Below are 522 nucleotides of genomic sequence, written 5' to 3'. Positions count from 1 at the left end.
TTTCAAACACGACCTTGAGCGGCAATTCGATAGCAAACTCCTTGCGCAGCCGCGACAGCAGCTGCATGGCCAGCAGCGAGTGCCCGCCCAGGTCGAAGAAGTTGTCGTGTACACCGGCGCGGCCTTCTTCCAGGCCCAGCATCACTTCCCAGATCGCTGCCAGGCGCCGCTCGCCGTCGGTGCGTGGCGGCAGGTGGACATGAGCTGACTGGATGCCGATTTCCATGCGCCCCAGGGCGCCCCGGTCGGCTTTGCCGCTGGGGGTGAGCGGTATGCGCGGTAGGCAGACAAAGGCTGCCGGAAGCATGTATGCCGGCAGCCTGGCTTGCAGGTGAGCGCGCAGCGTATCCGCATCCATGGCGTCGGGCGCATCGGCTGTGCCTTGGGTGAGGACGTAGAAAGCGACAAGGCGTTTGTCGCTGTCGCTGCCGCTGGCGATGACGACGCTGTCCTCGATGCCGGGGTGTTCATTGAGCCGGGTTTCGATCTCGCCCAGTTCGATGCGGAAGCCCCTGACCTTGA

The 522-nt window shown here is 64.4% G+C and carries 1 protein-coding gene; it reads right to left on the bottom strand.

Translation table 11 applies throughout. From position 1 onward, the window contains the following. On the bottom strand, window positions 1-522 hold a 522-nt coding region (locus tag GCN74_RS28310), incomplete at both ends, for a phosphopantetheine-binding protein (RefSeq protein ID WP_226939280.1).

The sequence above is a fragment of the Janthinobacterium sp. FT14W genome (assembly GCF_009208755.1).
Classification (GTDB): domain Bacteria; phylum Pseudomonadota; class Gammaproteobacteria; order Burkholderiales; family Burkholderiaceae_D; genus Janthinobacterium; species Janthinobacterium violaceinigrum.
Note: the sequence above shows the minus strand (reverse complement) of the source record. Positions and strands in the feature narration are given on the sequence as shown.